Origin of the sequence: Microcoleus sp. B4-D4, assembly GCF_036705185.1 — a bacterium.
In the GTDB taxonomy this organism is placed as follows: domain Bacteria; phylum Cyanobacteriota; class Cyanobacteriia; order Cyanobacteriales; family Microcoleaceae; genus Microcoleus.
The window spans coordinates 1-15654 of sequence record NZ_JAUBTX010000061.1; the positions used below are offsets into that span (position 1 = coordinate 1).

The 15654-nt window shown below is 41.5% G+C and carries 13 protein-coding genes and 3 pseudogenes; 9 read left to right on the top strand and 7 right to left on the bottom strand.

Features of this window, described 5'->3' with window-relative positions; all coding sequences use genetic code 11:
• The 3 genes and pseudogenes from QUB13_RS27210 to QUB13_RS27220 all read left to right on the top strand — a co-directional run.
• On the top strand, positions 1-571 hold a 571-nt coding region (locus QUB13_RS27210; protein WP_333387405.1), incomplete at its 5' end, for a DNA cytosine methyltransferase.
• 121 nt (positions 572-692) lie between these two features.
• Positions 693-1756, top strand: a pseudogene (locus QUB13_RS27215) (ISAzo13 family transposase).
• Between the two features lie 28 nt (positions 1757-1784).
• Positions 1785-2579: pseudogene (locus QUB13_RS27220) on the top strand (DNA cytosine methyltransferase); the annotation flags it as partial.
• 24 nt (positions 2580-2603) lie between these two features.
• On the opposite strand, the gene QUB13_RS27225 reads toward QUB13_RS27220, so the two are convergent.
• From QUB13_RS27225 to QUB13_RS27240, 4 genes are read right to left on the bottom strand one after another with little or no spacing between them, the layout of a single operon-like run.
• A complete protein-coding gene (locus QUB13_RS27225; RefSeq protein ID WP_333387407.1) occupies positions 2604-5024 on the bottom strand; it encodes a dynamin family protein in 2421 nt (806 codons plus the stop codon).
• A 53-nt stretch (positions 5025-5077) separates the two neighbouring features.
• Positions 5078-5308 (bottom strand): type II toxin-antitoxin system HicB family antitoxin, encoded by a 231-nt coding sequence (locus QUB13_RS27230; RefSeq protein WP_194071018.1) that lies wholly within the window; start codon positions 5306-5308, stop codon positions 5078-5080.
• Positions 5309-5332: 24 nt separating this feature from the next.
• Positions 5333-6172: a PIN domain-containing protein gene (locus QUB13_RS27235; protein ID WP_333387411.1), complete on the bottom strand. Its 840-nt coding sequence runs from the start codon at positions 6170-6172 to the stop codon at positions 5333-5335.
• 1 nt (position 6173) lies between these two features.
• On the bottom strand, positions 6174-6641 hold the full coding sequence (locus QUB13_RS27240) for a helix-turn-helix domain-containing protein (RefSeq protein ID WP_333387414.1): 468 nt from the start codon (positions 6639-6641) through the stop codon (positions 6174-6176).
• A 565-nt stretch (positions 6642-7206) separates the two neighbouring features.
• Here QUB13_RS27240 and QUB13_RS27245 point away from each other — a divergent pair.
• The 4 genes from QUB13_RS27245 (at position 7207) to QUB13_RS27260 (ending at position 10265) form a co-directional block, all read left to right on the top strand.
• Positions 7207-7467 (top strand): DUF2281 domain-containing protein, encoded by a 261-nt coding sequence (locus QUB13_RS27245; RefSeq protein ID WP_333387417.1) that lies wholly within the window; start codon positions 7207-7209, stop codon positions 7465-7467.
• Positions 7464-7850 carry a type II toxin-antitoxin system VapC family toxin gene (locus QUB13_RS27250; protein ID WP_333387419.1) on the top strand — a complete coding sequence of 129 codons (387 nt, stop codon included), beginning with the start codon at positions 7464-7466 and terminating at the stop codon, positions 7848-7850. Before QUB13_RS27245 ends, QUB13_RS27250 begins: the two co-directional genes overlap by 4 nt.
• A gap of 210 nt (positions 7851-8060) precedes the next feature.
• Positions 8061-9356, top strand: coding sequence for an adenylosuccinate lyase (gene purB, locus QUB13_RS27255; RefSeq protein ID WP_333387422.1), 1296 nt, complete (start codon positions 8061-8063; stop codon positions 9354-9356).
• 183 nt (positions 9357-9539) lie between these two features.
• Positions 9540-10265: a M15 family metallopeptidase gene (locus QUB13_RS27260; RefSeq protein ID WP_333093262.1), complete on the top strand. Its 726-nt coding sequence runs from the start codon at positions 9540-9542 to the stop codon at positions 10263-10265.
• Positions 10266-10388: 123 nt separating this feature from the next.
• Here the strand turns inward: QUB13_RS27260 and QUB13_RS27265 are convergent, their stop codons facing one another.
• Positions 10389-11231 (bottom strand): SH3 domain-containing protein, encoded by an 843-nt coding sequence (locus QUB13_RS27265; protein ID WP_333387425.1) that lies wholly within the window; start codon positions 11229-11231, stop codon positions 10389-10391.
• A gap of 60 nt (positions 11232-11291) precedes the next feature.
• Positions 11292-11426, bottom strand: coding sequence for a hypothetical protein (locus QUB13_RS27270; protein WP_333387426.1), 135 nt, complete (start codon positions 11424-11426; stop codon positions 11292-11294).
• A gap of 47 nt (positions 11427-11473) precedes the next feature.
• Here QUB13_RS27270 and QUB13_RS27275 point away from each other — a divergent pair, with 47 nt between their 5' ends.
• Positions 11474-12847, top strand: a complete 1374-nt coding sequence (locus QUB13_RS27275) for an NACHT domain-containing protein (protein WP_333387429.1) — start codon at positions 11474-11476, stop codon at positions 12845-12847.
• 6 nt (positions 12848-12853) lie between these two features.
• Here QUB13_RS27275 and QUB13_RS27280 read toward each other — a convergent pair.
• Positions 12854-13131, bottom strand: a pseudogene (locus QUB13_RS27280) (hypothetical protein); the annotation flags it as partial.
• 593 nt (positions 13132-13724) lie between these two features.
• Here QUB13_RS27280 and QUB13_RS27285 point away from each other — a divergent pair.
• Positions 13725-15608 carry an ArnT family glycosyltransferase gene (locus QUB13_RS27285; RefSeq protein WP_333387431.1) on the top strand — a complete coding sequence of 628 codons (1884 nt, stop codon included), beginning with the start codon at positions 13725-13727 and terminating at the stop codon, positions 15606-15608.
• Positions 15609-15654: the final 46 nt, after the last annotated feature.

Genomic DNA, 15654 nt, shown 5'->3' on the forward strand with positions numbered 1-15654 from the left:
CATTGAAAAAATAGTCCAGCATATAGCCCGCAAGGGTTTCGGAGGCTCGACTAGATATAAAACTGTCCGAAGTATTGAAGGAATACAACTGTCTTTATTCTCAAACGAGTCAGAATTAATTCCTGCCAAAAAGCAGAAAAAAGCAAAATTAGGGCGTTACGAACGCATCCAACGCGAACTAGAAGCAAATGACTGCGACCCCTACAAGATATTCATTGATATTGAATCTCAGTCACTGCCAAAATCCGACTATACATTTGTCGATCTTTTTTGCGGTGCTGGCGGCATGACCCAAGGTTTATTGCAAGCAGGTTTTCGACCAGTAGCAAGTGTTGAAATTAATCCCATCGCCTCGGCAACTCATACAAAAAACTTTCCCGATTGCCATCACTTGTGCGACGATATAAAAAACTTAAATCCCCAACAGTTGCTCGCTGAAATTGGTTCGCCAGAAGTTCAGGGGCTTGCAATTAAATATAACCCCAGTTATCTTAGAAGAGTAAGAAACAAAAAATCTGACATGAGCGGTTGTGACCTCTGTAATTGGGATGCGAGAAATGATCTTGAGTGAAACCGTTAAATCGACGTTCAAGGATGCTGCAAAGAAACTGACAGGCTATCGCCGTCGAGACTTTATGGCAAAAGTGGCTGAAGACTATTTTAATGGTTCGGCTCGCAAAGTAGAAACATTTATGGGGTGGAACCGAGACAGCGTTCAACTGGGCTTACATGAACGACGAACTGGGTTGATTTGTGTTGATAATTACCGGGCGCGAGGGCGACATAAAAGTGAAATCTTGCTGCCCTACTTAGAAGCGGATATTCGTTCTTTAGTAGATCCAGAGTCCCAGGCAGACCCCAAGTTTAAATCGACATTTTTGTATGCTCGGATCAGTGCCAAGGCGGTACTATCAGCCTTAGCGAGTCAGAAGAACTACGACACCTCGCAATTGCCTTCTCGTCAGACAATTGGCACGATTTTAAATCGAATGGGGTATCGCCTAAAAAAACACAAAAAACCAAGCCATTGAAAAAAATCCCCGAAACAGATGCAATTTTTGAGAATGTATTGAAAGAGAATCAAGCCTCCGATCAAGATGTTAATTCTCTACGAATATCCATCGATAGCAAAGCCAAAGTAAAAATTGGCAACCTGTCACGGGGCGGTAAATCCCGAACCATTGAACCGAAGTCGGCTGATGACCATGATACGGAGTGGCAAGCCGTATTAGTCCCCTTTGGCATTCTCAATACTGAAAGTGACCAATTATCTATTTATATGGGGCAGTCTGCTGAAACCACTGATTTTATCGTCGATTGTCTAACGGATTGGTGGCAAAACAACCAATCTGATTACACCGAACTGGAAGAATTAGTGATTGACCTTGATGGTGGTCCAGCAAATAGAAGTAATCGAACACAATTCATCAAACGTATCATTGAGTTGTCTCAAAGAATTGGTTTAAGAATCAGACTAATTTACTACCCGCCGTATCATAGTAAGTATAATCCAATTGAACGCTGTTGGGCGGCACTTGAAAATTATTGGAATGGTGCTATTTTAGATTCAGTTGAAACAGCCGCAAACTGGGCATCTAACATGAAATGGAAAGGAATTAACCCAATTGTAAACGTAATTAAGACAACTTATGAGAAAGGCGTAAAAGTCTTACCTCATGAGTTAAAACAGTATTTGCCCTCATGGCAACGTTCTGAAACTTTACCAAAATGGGATATCACGATTATCCCATTATGACTGGTATTTTATTTGTCCGCAAGTCCCTCATGTTGTTGTAGGCGGGCCGCCATGTCAAGGCTTCTCAGTGGCAGGAAAACGCGACCCCAACGACCCTCGAAATCGCCTCTTTAGAGAGTTTGTCCGCGTTGTCTCTGAAATACGTCCTTGGTATGTTGTCATGGAAAACGTACCCGGAATATTGACTATACAAAAAGGAGCTGTTAAGCAAGCCATTTGCGAGGCTTTTCAGGAAATTGGCTATCCCCATATGTCCGTTGCTGTTCTGGAATCAGCCGCTTATGGAGTCCCGCAAATCCGGCCGCGAGCCATTTTTATTGCCAATAGATTCGGGATGCAAAACCCCTATCCCAAGTCGCAATTTTTGCCCGAACAATACAAAGCGATTGAGTCAGCAATTGATGATTTACCCGAGTATACTCCCATACCAGAAATTAACCACCAATGGACTCGTCATTCTGTTGAGTACATGGAAAGACTTGCTAAAGTTCGACCAGGCGGTTCTTTGTATGAAAGCTACGCCGATGCTTTCAAGCGACAGTATCCGGGAAAACCCAGTATGACTGTTAAAGAAAATCATGGTGGCACTCATATTCATCCTTATCTCAATCGCGTTATTTCAGCTCGCGAAATGGCTAGATTGCAAACTTTCCCGGATTCATTTATTTTTGAAGGTTCGATGAAAAAGGCAATGTGGCAAATTGGAAATGCCGTGCCGCCTCGTTTAGCAGAGTGTATCGGTTTTGCACTAATTTCATATTTGACTGATATGGCTTTGAACAAAGCTAGTTTAGTTAATAAGTTCCTGTTCCAGAAATCTTAAATTAGTAAAAAACGTAAGCGCATCTCAGCTTGCTATTAATGATTTTGTCTGACTCAGAAGTTCATTAGCCTGATCTTTCAACTGATCCACCTGTAATTTATCATTACCTACTGAAAATGATTCAAGCGCTTGCTTTAATTCTTTCAGTGTTTCTAAAGGTAAAGCTTGAGCTTTTAGTGATTGCTCCAAATCCTTCCTATAATCACCTAGAAGAGAGTCTAGAGCGTCAAAGTACCTTTTAATTTGTTGCTCCAATGATTGCTCAATCAATCGGTTAGATTGTTCTTGAATTTCTTCGACTTTATTGTCAAAGAATTTAACTATTTCAGCCTTGAAAAGGATTAGGTTAACTCTATATATTTCTTTATATAGATGTTTGTCTAAGTTCACACCGCACCAACCAAAAAAGGTGCTAACTCCACCATAAATTGCGCTCAGTATTGGACTGTTAGCTACCATTGCCACTAAACGAGCAGCAAACTGCACCAACAAACCATCAAATGCTCCTTCTAACAATGCTGTGAGTAAATCAGATAATCCATGCCCTCTGAATTCAAGATCAGGGGTATTCACTTCTATGTCAATATCAACTAGCTTGAATATATCTGGTTTAAAAATAACATCAAAATCTCTTTTTAACCGATCTTGAGCGCGTTCAATAATAGGCTTAGTTTCATTATCTAGTAACTTGGATAATTCTTGAATCCTGCCTTCAGTCTGTTTATCCGTCTCTTTACAAGCGACATACAATTGACGTTCAATAATTTGCTTCGCCGAAGCTGCTATTTGCTCAGCGAATAGCTTGGCCTCTTGCTTACTATCAAATTCAAATTCATCCTTATCTCTATTAAAGAAGTTGGATATGTTGTCCCGCAAATGGGAAAATACTTTTATAGCAGAATCTAAAACATAATTTTTCAAGAGTGTGTCAAGTTCGTTTTTTACGTCTTTTTTGAGGTTTTCTAGGTTGGCGTTTACGGTTTCCTTTATTTGCTTTTTTGTTTGGGCAACCTCTTTATCTAGATTCTGACGGCAAGCAGCTAGACTAGAAAGCTCTTGGTTAAGATCCTCAATTGCTTGCTGGAGCTTTTCAGCATTACTGTTAATGTAAGCCAGGTCATTTTTTGCATTGTTACATAAATCATCTAGATGAATAAGACAACGATTCAATGCAAACTCCATGCAGCGGGGGGCAACTTGTCGCAAAATTACATTAATTGCTTTTTCCAGAAAAGATTCAAAGTTTGATACTTCCCAAAGCTTTACCGCTTTCTTTTGTAATTTCTCTACAGTTGCATCCTTCAGTTCATCCTCCCAATCAACAGTCCATACTTCTCTAGCTAATGCTTGGGCAACTTCAGGCTCTTTAATATCTTGACTACTGAGAGATGATTGACGGAGAAAATCCTTAGCGCAGAATGCTTGCCTAGCAGAAACTTCAAATACGCGGTCTGTGTTGACCAGTTCGAGGTTATTAGCAACAAATTGTTTTACCATTTCGGTATCTATGTCACCTCGACGACGCTCATCGATTTTATTAACTAAAACATATAAATTTTCTTGACTGCTTGTTCTGATAACTTTGTGAACTTCTGCTTTAATCTTTTCGGCTGCTTCAGCCCTCAATTCAGTAAAATTAAGAACAAGTAGCACAAGTTGGCTACGCTTAAGTTGCTTGGAAACTACAATTTCTAGTTTTTCGCTGACTCCGGCTTCACTTGGCCCAGGCGTATCAACAATTACAAGATTACCTAGCTTCTCTAGTTGTTGATTTTGCTGTGTTCTGAAAAAAGGAGTTTCGATAGATGGAATGTCATTGTCATTAAGCAACTGGAGAGGATCTCGATCTTGGGATACGGCCAAAATGTTGCAAAGACGGATAATATGATTCAACTCTGTCAGGATCTTGTTGATATTCTTACTGCCAGAGATTTCTTCGGAAATTCCAAAATCTCTATCACTGTGGATTTCTTGGAGTAAACTTGCTAAATGCGGATATTCACCAGTATGCTTAAGAACTTCTTCCATCCCTTGCTGCTGAATTTCCTGCCTGATAGCATCCAATGCTTTCTTAAATGCTTCACAAATTCTAGGACTCAATTTTAGAATCGGCTCTGCTGCATTTTCTTTCAATACAATCTCTGTTGGCAGTGTGGTCATCGCTGTAGCAGAACTTGGCAGGAGTTCTTGACCAATAATGGCATTAATAATTTTGGATTTGCCAGCATTCATCGGTGCGGCAATGGCCATTCTGAGTTTTAGGTGTGTGACTGTACCAATCTCCTTTTCAATTTCCTGTTGATATATCTGGTACTTGTTTTCTGAGCTATCCTCAGACTTAAGTTCATTGCTAGCGCGACCCATCAGAGTGCTAACTTCGTGTAACAGCGCAATCACCTGTCTTTGCAGGTCTTGGACATTTGGGTTGGAGGCTTGAGAAGTCATAGGGTTTTTAGTTGGTGTTTATGGTGAATGGTAGCAGAGATTGTATAACAAGTTTAAGCAATTTGTAGTCGTTCTCCCAAAGTCTGAGGTTCTGGTAGAGGTTTGCCATCTTCTTGATAGAGTTCAATCAATGTTTCTAACAATTCTTGTCCGTGTTTGGCCGCTTCTTCGTAAGTGTGTCCGTGAGTGCAAGGCTGCATGACATCGGTAAACTCAGGTAAACTGACAACAAAAAGTTGATCTTCTTTTGACCACTGGATGATGAGACTATAATGGCTATTCATTCTTCTATTTCCGTGAGCTTCTCATTAATCTGATTGTCGAGCCTCAATTCTATTTATTGTTAATTCTTGCTCCAAGCGTTGAGCAAATATTTGGAATATTTTGACATCTTCCGATGAAATATTACACTCAATTTCCTCATTATGAACTCGAATAACTTCTCCTCTACCGTCTTTAGCCGTAATTGTTAGAGTTGGCCCTTTCATCCAGAGTCGATATCTTTCCCCGTCATAACATCGACCACCTTCGGGTGCAGCTTCTCCAATCTTCCGTAAGGCTTGTTTCGCAGTTTCTGTTACAAAATCAAAGTATTCGTAGAAACGAGTTTTACTAGCAAATTCGTGTACCCTATTATTTTTTTCTAATTTTTCAATAATTTCGGCAACAGTACAAGGAGGGTTTTTTAGAGCCTCAGCCTGCTGCCGAATTACTTCAACGATTGACTCAGGGTTATTATCGAAAAGCTCACTTAGAAATACATCCGGGTGCTGTGCCTCAATGCCATAAGGTTCCAAAGCCTCCTTTGGGAAGTGTTTGAGGTTATCTGTAACGATGATTTGAGCATTTGCGACAATCGCAGCAGCTACAACATGACGATCTCCTGGATGGTTTGTCATTGCTTCCACCAAACCTGCAGGCACTTTGACAATTGCTTCAGGAAAGGAGTATTTAATCTGTTCCTGAAAATATTTTGCTTTGACATCTGTCATTATGCCTTTTTTTACAAGATTGCGGGTAGCACCATCTAGAATTTCTTGTGAAAAGTGAACGCTGTACAACTCAGCCTCGGCAGCACGCAGCAGCGTATCGCATAAAGGCATAGGGAAGATGACGCAGGAATCTAGAACAACAGAAGAAACATCCATCTTACTTAGCTAGATCGCACACCCCATCTTCGTAGAACCCCTCATCCTGAAGAAATTGGGTTAGTTCTTGCAGCCCTTGGCGACGCTTTACTTTCCGCTGTTCTTGATAATTTATTAAGTCTTGGAAAGTCACTCGTCGATGTGAACCAACTTTGATATGGGGAATTTCTCCTGTTTCTAGTAACTTGATTAGAAAGGGTCTAGATACATTCAAAATCTCAGCAGCTTCTTGTGTTGTCAACTGGCAATTGTGAGGCATTATAGAAATGCGCTGACCTGATGCCATCATATGAACGATATGACACAACATACGATAGACAGATTCAGGAATAAGAATCTCTTCTCCGTTGCTTCCCACTAATTTTGCTTGCGAAGGATCGAGGTTAAGAATCCGCTCTAATTCAGCTATTGATTCTTTTTCTTGTTCTTGAACCAAAACGGACTCAAGCGATGATTTTTGGCTCAACATAATTAATTTCTTTTTTGATTTAATTTTTTTCGATCGAAAGCAGAAAGTCAGTCTGTGTTAAAATCAGGGGTTTAAACCCCTGATTTTAACACAACCATTTTTTATTGCTCATTGCTCAGCAGACTGAGGCTGCGATCGCGGAAAACCTGTGCAGCCATTACTGGAAGGGCTATGTAAGTATTTGACCTGCATATACTTGGTTGTTTCCTTCACGATAACACTTACCGTGCCATAAACGCAATATCCGAAACAAACGAAATATTCAAACTCAGAAGAGGGATAGTTCGATCGCCCGAAATTCCCCATCCCGACTCAAGACCGATGCCTCGCAGATGTACAATAGGACGATCACACTCCCCAACGACCACCGCGATAGGGCGCTACACTCTGCCCGAAATGGGTAACATCAGATAAAAAGCAGTAAAAAACTAGAAAAAGGTTTATTGCAAGCTGGTTTTAGGCCAGTAGCAAGTGTTGAAATCAATGGTGCTTTTGTTTCAAGACGAGCATTGATCGCCAAAGAATAACGGATAATGAGACTATCGCCAACATTGAGGGGAAAAAGATGACTTCTCAAACGATCGAACTTTTGGAAGATTTGCTAGGCAAATTACAACACTTACTCCCGGAAAATCAGCAGCTTCTGTTAACTTTTGCAGAGTTTTTGCTGGAACGACAGATGCGATCGATCCCCGAAAACACTTCAGTTGAAGCTGCACCCCCTCCTGGGCAACAACGGGTTTTGGGCCTGCATCAAGGGATGGGCTGGATGAGTGAGGATTTTAACGAGCCACTTCCTGATGCGTTTTGGTTGGGTAAAGCATGAATATTTTGCTGGATACGCACGTCTTGATTTGGCTGGCGATCTCTCCCCAAAACTTATCGCAACAAGCGACAAATATTATCACCGATCTAACTCATACTTTGTTTACGAGCTTGGTTAGTATTTGGGAAATGCAAATTAAGCTTCAGCTTGGGAAGTTAACACTGAATGTGTCCTTAACTGAATTGATAGAACGCCAGCAGCAAGTCAATGGATTGCAAATTTTGCCGATCGAGCTAGCTCATATTTTTGCATTAGACACATTGCCAAATGCTCATCGCGATCCATTCGATAGACTCTTAATTGCTCAAGCCGTTGTGACTCAAATGCCTATCTTAAGTATTGATGCTGTATTCGACAGCTACCCAGTACAAAGATTGTGGTAGAGCGATCGGTTGAATAGGCTTTAACTTATAATTGGCGATCGGTAAAAAATATCGCATTCAGAATCAGAAACCGGGTTTTTACTGAATTTGCGGGCTACAACAAAGTATTATCGTAAAAAACCCGGTTTCTGGGCCCCATGTCTAAGTCCTATGACTCTCGCATCCCTCACAGATGTACAATGGTGAGATCGCATTCCCCAATTCCCAACCGTGATAGAGCGCTACACCTTGCCCGAAATGGGCAACATCTGGACTGAAACCGCCAAACTCAAAAGCTGGCTGCAAGTAGAAATCGCTGTCTGCGAAGCTCAAGCCGAACTCGGCTACATCCCCGCCGCCGCAGTCGAAGAAATCAAAGCTAAGGCTAATTTTGACCCCAAACGAGTCCTCGAAATTGAAGCCGAAGTCCGCCACGACATGATCGCTTTCTTGACAAATGTCAACGAATATGTAGGCGATGCCGGCCGCTACATTCACCTCGGCTTAACCAGTTCCGATGTGCTCGATACCGCTTTGGCGCTGCAATTAGTCGCTAGTGTCGATATCTTGTTACAACGTGTCGAAGATTTGAGTCAAGCTATTCGCTATCAGGCCCAACAGCACCGCAATACCGTGATGGTTGGCCGATCGCACGGAATTCATGCCGAACCCATCACCTTTGGCTTTAAACTAGCTGGATGGCTGGCGGAAGTTTTTCGCAGCCGCGCGAGATTGGTGAATTTGCGATCGTCCATAGCAGTCGGCAAAATCTCCGGCGCAGTCGGAACCTATGCTAATATCGATCCGCGAATAGAAGCCATAGCCTGTCAAAACCTCGGACTCGAACCCGATTGTGCATCGACTCAAGTCATTTCGCGCGATCGACACGCCGAATACGTCCAAACCTTAGCACTGTTAGCAGCATCGATCGAGCGTTTCGCAGTAGAAATCCGCAACCTCCAACGCACCGACGTGCTCGAAGTCGAAGAATTCTTCTCCAAAGGGCAAAAAGGCTCATCCGCCATGCCCCACAAACGCAACCCAATTCGCTCCGAAAGACTCACGGGGATGGCAAGAATTGTCCGCGCCAACGCCGTCGCAGCCTTAGAAAACGTGGCGCTTTGGCACGAAAGAGACATCTCTCACAGTTCCGTAGAACGGATGATTTTGCCCGACAGTTCTACAGTAACTCACTTCATGTTAGTAGAAGCCACAGACTTAGTAAAACACCTGCTAGTCTATCCCGAAAACATGAAGCGCAACATGAACCTTTACGGCGGGGTAATCTTCAGCCAGCGCGTGATGTTAGCCTTAGTAGAAAAAGGCACGAGTCGCGAAGACGCATACACAATTGTCCAATCTTGCGCTCACGAAGCTTGGAACAAGCCAGGGGGCGATTTCTACAATTTGATTGCTAAGGACGATCGCGTAACAGCTAAAATGACCAGCAAAGAAATTGATGATTGCTTCGATCCGCAGTATCAATTGAGACACTTAGATTTAGTCTATCAGCGCTTAGGAATTTGAGGAAAATTAACAACTACAAGAGAGCGATCGTTCTCGCGCTTGTCGGATAGTCTGACAGTCGAAGATTCCGCCGGGGGTTTCAACCCCTGTCGGTCTGGCGGGCAGGAAAACAACACGAAAAGCGTGAAAAGTCCCCAAGATATAAAATGTAAAAACTCTATTAAATATGCACTGAACCGAGTTATGAAATTAAACCGATTTACAAAATATTTAATTGTATTCGCTATAACATTACTATCTACAACCGCACTCAATTATACAATCTTTGTCCGCGCCCAGGAGCCACCAGAAGTGCAATCTCCCCAATCAGAAGCAAGCCCAGTAGCACCTGAAAGTATTTTCATGAGTCAACTTCCCAGTTGGGCGCGCCTTGTTGACATCCGCAAAGTAAATCCCAACATTCGCCTCGATATCCGCTACGCCACTGCGAACAATTTCTTGAAACGAAAGCTTTACTCTCAAGCCAAATGCGCTTTGAGAAGTTCTGTCGCTCAAAAATTAGCGCTAGTTCAAACAGATTTAGAAAAAATTGGATTGGGTTTGAAAGTTTACGATTGCTACAGGCCTTTTTCTGTGACTGAGCAAATGTGGAAAGTTATGCCCGATCCGCGCTATGTTGCTAATCCTGCTAGGGGTTCGCGGCACAATCGCGGTGCGGCTGTAGATTTAACTTTAGTCGATCGCACCGGCAAAGAATTAGAAATGCCCACACCTTACGATGATTTTACCGAAAAAGCTCACGGAGATTATCAAGGCGGCAGCGCCCAATCTCGGAAAAATCGTCAAGTGCTTAAGGATGCGATGAAAAAACACGGATTTATCGGTATTACAACAGAATGGTGGCACTTTGATTCGGAAGATTGGCAGAAATTTGCAATTCTTGATATCTCGCTTGGAACAATTCCTTGATTAGCTAAGCATCAAGACCAAAGAAACCGGGTTTTTTAGTGAATCTGTGGTTTACTGCGAAAATACTTCGCAAAAAACCCGGTTTCTCGCCACCCGTACATCAAGGACTATAAACGGCGAACTTTATCGGACTCGCACATAAAATTCGTATTCATATCCCCGGAAATTTGAGTTTAGTTCAAATGTGTAATTGCCAGTAGCAGGGATTTTTCCAGTCCACTCTGTTTCATTGCCTGTATAATTATCTCCCGTCAAAGCTTTGCCATTAGAAGTCAGAATTAGTGGAAAAACACCTCTCCGATTCTTAACAGTCATTGTTTGATTCTTGGCGGCGCGAATCCGGTAAGAGTGACTGCCGCCGCCGATAATTCGACCTTTAACAATGGCTTCATTTCCCCCAGGCATAAAATTAATTTGCTGGTTCACATTCACACAACTGCTTTCGGTGCGATTTTTGGCAATCCAACCGGGCGGTTCGGTAATTCGCAGCCAACCGTTTTGTTCTTCGGCGACTGAAACAAAGGTATTATTTTTGAGTTTTCCTACTATGTTGCTGCCCCTTACTTGCGGGCGCGATCGTACATTTAGCGGTGGATTCGGATCGCTGACTACAGCCTGAGTAATTTTACACCCGGAATTGGGAGGTGTGACAACTACTGGGCGAACTTTTTGCGGAGAAACTGCGACGATTTGCGGTGGTTCCAGTGCGGGGCTTTGGGCTGGTTGAGATGGATATGGGGGAGATTCTGCAGCCTGGGTTTCGGCTTGCAGGGGTTCTGCTTGCAGAGATTGGGGGTTGTTCGCCGACAGCGCTGCAATGGGGTTTCCGGTTGCTGCTGGCGATTCTGCAACGGGAGGAGGGGATTGTTTCATCGCGCCAGACTGTATAGTTGCAGCAGCGACTCCCACCGCTGTTGCAAGTCCTGCTAAGCTGACTGTGATGATTTGACTGTTGGTAAATGACATAATTGACCTCTCTGTATTTATACTAATAATTTTTGTTTCGGAGTTGGGGCGATCGCCAGTTTATTTATAGGGGAAATACTTAGTGCGAGCCGCTGGGTCAGGATTTTTATCTACAATTTCAGATGGATATATTGTCGCAATAATTTCCGTCAATATATACTGGATGCCTTTACTGATGGTAATCTTGCTTGTCATTTGCGCGCAAATCTGGCAAGGTAAGTGTTCAGCACGAGGTGTATAAAATGTCAAGATTGATTCCTCTGAGATTACAACCGCCCCGCGATCGATTGTTGGAGGAGGTGAAGCAGGAAGTTGTCGCCGCGATCGCGCAGTCTTTGCACGCTGCTGTGCTGGCTAACTTCAGCCCAGACTCGCAGCCTCTGGGTGCTAGCCGCTGTTGGGATGTGGAAGTGAAAGCCGGCAACCGTCCGAGTTTTCGCCTTCCTCCCAAAGCTAGCATTTCTAAAGTGTTCGATCGCAGCGGTGGCAAATTGGTCATTTTGGGAGCGACGGGTTCAGGCAAAACCACGACCCTGCTAGAATTGGCTCTGGTGTTAGTTTCCCGCGCCCAAAAAGATGCTAGTTTGCCTCTACCGGTGTTGTTTGAACTCGGATCGTGGAAAGTCGAATCCGGGGCGATCGCCGATTGGTTAATTGCTCAACTTCAGTACAAATACAGCATCTCTCCCGCTACGGGCAAAAAATGGCTCACCGAACAAAAATTGTTACCTCTCCTCGACGGTTTAGACGAAGTAGAAACCCAGCGCCAAAACTTGTGCATTCAAGCAATCAATCAGTTTCTTGAAAGCGAAATTAAACCAAAACATTTAGTAGCTTGCAGCAGTTTTGAAGTTTACAAAAACTGCCAAACTAGATTTAAACTCCAAGCAGCAGTTTTGCTAAAACCTCTGACAGAAATTCAAATTCAAAATTATCTGCAAGCAGCCAGAAGCCGCGAACTTTGGTACAGCATCGAGAAGGAACCAGAATTGTTAAAACTGGCAAAAGTTCCCTTATTATTGAGCATGATGGCTCTGGCTTATGACGATATTTTAATCGAAGCTTGGAAGCGCATAACTTCCGCAGAAGAACAGCGCAAATATCTGTTAACTGCCTATATTCGCCACCAAATTAGCCGGGAAGTCAAGCAGTATCCGAGAAACAAGGAACTGCGGCCCGAACAAATTCGCCACTGGCTGGGATGGTTGGCCAAAAGGATGGAACAGCAAGGACTTCAAGAATTTTACCTCGATCGCATACCGTCTTGCTGGCTGCAAACAGGCGAGGAACGGCGCAAGTATCAGTTTGGAGTTAAGTTGCTTGGCGGGCTGATTTGGGTGATTTTGGGATTAATTTTCACCCTAGTCTCCGGGTCGATTTGGGGGTTGATTGCGGGTGCTGTTGTGGCGGTAATTAGTGCTTTCTTGCCGGGAATTCCGGGGATTGAAAGTTTTATTTTGCACCTTGTACTGTGGTCTAGCGGTCATATTCCTTGGGATTACCAGCGTTTTTTGGATGCTGCGGGCGATCGGCTGTTGCTGCAAAAAACGGGCGATCGGCGCTATCGATTTATCCACGATTTGTTGCAAAAGCATTTTTCCGAAATTAGTCATTAGCAAGCCCTAAATAAATTTCAATCCCAAACAGAGCATCGAACTAGCTTTATAAGCAGAGGATACGTCCCAATTTTGGTTGAGCCATAACACACAAACCGAAAAGATATTGCTGTGCGAAACGCTGAGAGCGCATCAATAAAGCTGTTTAAAGGTTGATTTGCCCACCAGGGTCTTAATCCTCCAGTTAAGGTATGCCAGAGAATGAAAGTGTAGGCACAAAACACCCAAATTAAATGCTTCCGACGACTGCGTTTATCTCTGACTTGATATTCTTTTAGTCCTAATCGTCACGAGAGCTTCTCTATAGCACATCTAAATGAGTTCTGCAACTTAATAGAATGGTAATATAGCCTTTCTTAGAAAGATGAGGTGCTCTCGTGGGCATAGGCTAAACCGGGCATAGGGCATACCTCACTTTATTGAGAACCGCTATATACTAACTAAAAGTAAAAATATAGGGTTAGATGTAAAGAGATGTCAATGGATGAAATCCAGGATATCAAAGGAAAACTCCAGGAGTTACAATAATTTGTTTGTAATAATAGAAATGTGAGAAAAAGGAAGAGAGGATAAGCCGTTAGATTAATCTTATTAAGATGAAATTATCAAGAAATCCCCAAAAAAATTAGGAATATCAATAAATACGAGGCTTTTGCACAAATCATTTAAACGTGCTATATAACGACTGAGGTTCGCCAAGTTGACTTTGCCATACAACAACAGAATTGTGGAAAATAAAATTACTATTTTTTGCCTTGACAATCCCTGGCATTTATGGTAATTTATATATAATTTTTTTAACCTATCTGTTAAGCTCATATTTTTTAGCTTAACTTATATCTCTAACGACTAATGACCCATTAAGTATAAAGTAGTGATGAAGTTATTTTTCTGGAAAAAATTACAAAATTTACTCCACTATTTTTTTCTCTTGTTACTTTGCTATTTTTGCTTCCAACTTGCGGTTTTTGCAGTTACGGCAAATTCAACCCCTCAAGCATTAGTTTCCCAGGAAATTCGATACTCTTTACCAGAAAATCATCATCCTCTCGCTGTGCAAGGAGAAGTAGCTCAAATAGATTCCCGAACTAATACCAAAAGATGGATTTTGCCACTGGATGATACTTCTATCAAAACATTTAAGTTGGTATTATTAGGAATTATTATGATTCTTTATATTTGTTCATTAGTTGCGCTTTTAAGGTTAAATACCGAGGATATATCTACTCGTAATTCGTTTTTAAGCACAATTAATAAAATTGTCCAACATCGGTTTTCAATTAGTTTAGGGCTGTTTGTTGTTGCTTGTTGTTGTGTATTTTTCATCAATTTAGGTGTAGCACCTGTTCAGATGTGGGATGAGTCGCGGCGAGCGGTTAACGCCTTAGAAATGGCTTTTAACGGCAACTTACTTGTCACCTATTTTAACGGAAATCCCGATATGTGGGGGACTAAACCACCCCTATTAATTTGGATGATAGTATTGTGTATGAAAATTTTCGGATATAACGAATTTGCGATCCGGTTGCCAGCAGCATTATCTGCTATGAGTACAGCGATTATAATTTTTATATTTGCTAGTAAATACTTAAAGGATCTCAAAATAAGTTTGGTAAGTGGGTTGGTATTAATAACAAGTTATGGTTTTATGGGTTATCACACAGGAAGAAGCGGAAATTATGATTCCGTACTCGTGCTGTGGATTACTATTTATTCACTATCATACTTTATTTATTTGCACTCAAATGAACAAAAAACACAAAATTTTTATTGGTCAATAGCAACGGTTACAATAATTTTAGCAGCTTTGACAAAAGGCATAGCCGCTATCCTCCCATTACCGGGTATTCTTCTCTATACTGCTTATCAAAAGAAAATGGGAAAATTGCTATTTTCCTCTCGATTCTATATTTCACTTATTCTTTTTAGCGGAGTGGTATTAGGCTACTATTTTTTAAGAGAGCATTATAACCCTGGATATATTACTTCTGTGCTCGAAAATGAAGTTGGTGGCAGATATTTAGAAGCTGCTGAAAATAACACTGGTCCATTTTGGTCTTATATCGACAACCTGAGAAAATACAGATTTATTCCTTGGATTTATGTGTTTCCTTTTGGTTTGTTAATAAGTATATTCAGCTTTAAAAAAAAGCTGAAAAATATCGGAATTTTTGGGTTTTTCTACTTAATCGGCTATTTGTTAATAATTTCTTTTGCAAAAACTAAGCTTGAGTGGTATGATAACCCTGTTTATCCTATAGCTGCCCTAGTTATTGGTGTAGGGATATCTGAAATTTTCAATAGGCTGAAGAATTATTTCTCTATTGACGCTTTGAAGCATCAGTTAATCTTTGCTTTAACTTTAATATCTCTTTTCTCTCTTCCTTATTTTAATATTAACTATAACGTAGTTTACAAGATAGAAAGACCAAGTGTTGAACAAGAGGTTCCTCTAATAATGTATAGAGATTACTTTCAAGAGGTTTTCAAGGATATGCCACAACTCAACAATTTTACAGCAGTAAGCAATAAATATAATGCTCACTTAGTTTTTTACTCAAAGTTAGCGAATATTACCACAAAAAAATATTCAATATTATACGTAGTTGAATATGGTGACAAAAATAAGAATCATAAGTTTAGTCCGCCGGAAGTTATTGTAACTTGCGAGGCTAAAATCACACAAAAACTTGCCCAACTCTACCAGTTAAAGTTATTACACAGTAAGGATTTTTGCTCTACATTTGTCATTGAAAAATGAAGAAATTAAGCTAGGAGCCCACAATCGCTTTTAATTTTTAATTTGA

Excerpts from the sequence above, each read along its gene's own strand:
- QUB13_RS27225 (WP_333387407.1), bottom strand. The coding sequence starts at position 5,024 with ATGACTTCTCAAGCCTCCAACCCAAATGTCCAAGACCTGCAAAGACAG.
- QUB13_RS27230 (WP_194071018.1), bottom strand. The coding sequence starts at position 5,308 with ATGAATAGCCATTATAGTCTCATCATCCAGTGGTCAAAAGAAGATCAA.
- QUB13_RS27235 (WP_333387411.1), bottom strand. The coding sequence starts at position 6,172 with ATGGATGTTTCTTCTGTTGTTCTAGATTCCTGCGTCATCTTCCCTATG.
- QUB13_RS27240 (WP_333387414.1), bottom strand. The coding sequence starts at position 6,641 with ATGTTGAGCCAAAAATCATCGCTTGAGTCCGTTTTGGTTCAAGAACAA.
- QUB13_RS27245 (WP_333387417.1), top strand. The coding sequence starts at position 7,207 with ATGACTTCTCAAACGATCGAACTTTTGGAAGATTTGCTAGGCAAATTA.
- QUB13_RS27250 (WP_333387419.1), top strand. The coding sequence starts at position 7,464 with ATGAATATTTTGCTGGATACGCACGTCTTGATTTGGCTGGCGATCTCT.
- QUB13_RS27260 (WP_333093262.1), top strand. The coding sequence starts at position 9,540 with ATGAAATTAAACCGATTTACAAAATATTTAATTGTATTCGCTATAACA.
- QUB13_RS27265 (WP_333387425.1), bottom strand. The coding sequence starts at position 11,231 with ATGTCATTTACCAACAGTCAAATCATCACAGTCAGCTTAGCAGGACTT.
- QUB13_RS27270 (WP_333387426.1), bottom strand. The coding sequence starts at position 11,426 with ATGACAAGCAAGATTACCATCAGTAAAGGCATCCAGTATATATTGACG.
- QUB13_RS27275 (WP_333387429.1), top strand. The coding sequence starts at position 11,474 with ATGTCAAGATTGATTCCTCTGAGATTACAACCGCCCCGCGATCGATTG.
- QUB13_RS27285 (WP_333387431.1), top strand. The coding sequence starts at position 13,725 with ATGAAGTTATTTTTCTGGAAAAAATTACAAAATTTACTCCACTATTTT.